The organism is Planotetraspora silvatica (assembly GCF_016863315.1).
GTDB lineage: Bacteria > Actinomycetota > Actinomycetes > Streptosporangiales > Streptosporangiaceae > Planotetraspora > Planotetraspora silvatica.
Window position 1 is genome coordinate 1 of record NZ_BOOQ01000089.1, and the last position, 1,457, is coordinate 1,457.

Consider the following 1,457-nt stretch of genomic DNA (forward strand, 5'->3'; position numbering starts at 1 on the left):
AGAGCTCAAGTAGCCCGCCCTCCGCGCTCGCCCGGTGCGCCGGGATCCGGGGAGGGAGATGTGGCATCGGCCTGGTCGCGGCGAGCGGGAGGCGGAGGACGAAGCGTGCGCCGCGAGGACTGTCCTCGATCCGGAGGGTTCCCCCGCCGGCCTCGGCGATCTGCCGGGCGATCGGCAGGCCTAATCCCGTGCCACCGGCATCCTTGCTACGGGAGGCTTCCAAACGAGCGAACCGCTGGAACACCACCTCGCGCTTAGCCGGATCGATGCCACCGCCGTCGTCGAGCACCTCCAATAAGGCGACACCGTGCGGAAAGAGTTGATCGCCCCCCTCGTCGCGAGATTCTCGCCGCACGGTGATGATGATCATGGTTTCGGCATGCCGTTCGGCGTTGTCGACGAGGTTGGTGAGCAGCCGGCTCAGGCGTAACCGGTCGCCGATGACCACCACGCCGGATTCGAGCGCACATTCGACCGTCTTCGTCGGATCGTGGCGGATCCGGCACTCCGCCGAGACGAGCTCGGCCAGGTCGACATGGTCGTGCGCGGCGGGCATCCCGGCGTCCAGCCGTGCGATGGTCAACAGGTCGCTCACAATCGCCTGGAGCCGGTTGAGACCGGCCAGGAAGGTCGAGCTCAGCTTGGCCACGCTGGTCTCCTGGGGCGCCAGCTGAGCGTCCTCCGCCTCGGCCCTCAGCGCGGCTATCGGACTGCGCAGGTCATGAGAGGCGTCGGAAACGAACCGCCGCTGCTGATCCATCGCGGCCTGCAAGCGGCCCAGCGTGTGGTTGACACTCGCAGCCAGATCGTGGATCTCATCAGCGCTGGACGGCACGGGCACACGGCGATCGGGACATGTCGCGTTGATCTCGTCGAGTTCGGCCCGGATGGCGTTCACCGGCCTGAGGGACGCCCTGGCGATCCGGTAACCGAAGTAGGTGACGGCCGCCGCGAGCCCCACCGCGCTCCCTCCCACCAGGCCGGCCAGCCACGGATCGACCCAGGGAGGGACCACCGGGGCGGCACTGTAGACGATCACTCTCCCGCCGGCGGGATTGGCCCATTGCGCCACCACGATGTCGCATTCCCCGCGCGGGAAGACCCCGCCGCACACGACCGATCTTGCGGTTTGCTCACCATCGGGGGTGAACCGCGCCATCGGCGGCATGCCCCGCAATTTCGGCGTCGAGGCGACGACCCGACCATTCAGGTCGACGACTTGAACGTCGCGCGACGGGAGGAGCGTGAGGGGATAGTTCGCCAGCTGAGCCCGCTCCACCTGGATGGCCACGCGGCCACCGATGGCGGCGATCTCGTCGGTGAGGCGATCGGTGACGAAATACCTCATGCCGATCATCAGCACCGTCACGAGCAGCGCAGCCAGCAGGGCAGCCACCACGCCACCGAACAAGGCGATGCGCGTTGTGAACGACGATCGGTACGCGCTCATCCCGCAG

The 1,457-nt window shown here is 67.8% G+C and carries 1 protein-coding gene; it reads right to left on the reverse strand.

Features of this window, described 5'->3' with window-relative positions; translation table 11 throughout:
* Nucleotides 1-1,348 (reverse strand): sensor histidine kinase (locus Psi02_RS39710; protein ID WP_203981080.1); only part of this gene is annotated, 1,348 nt, incomplete at its 3' end.
* Between the last annotated feature and the right edge of the window lie 109 nt (nucleotides 1,349-1,457).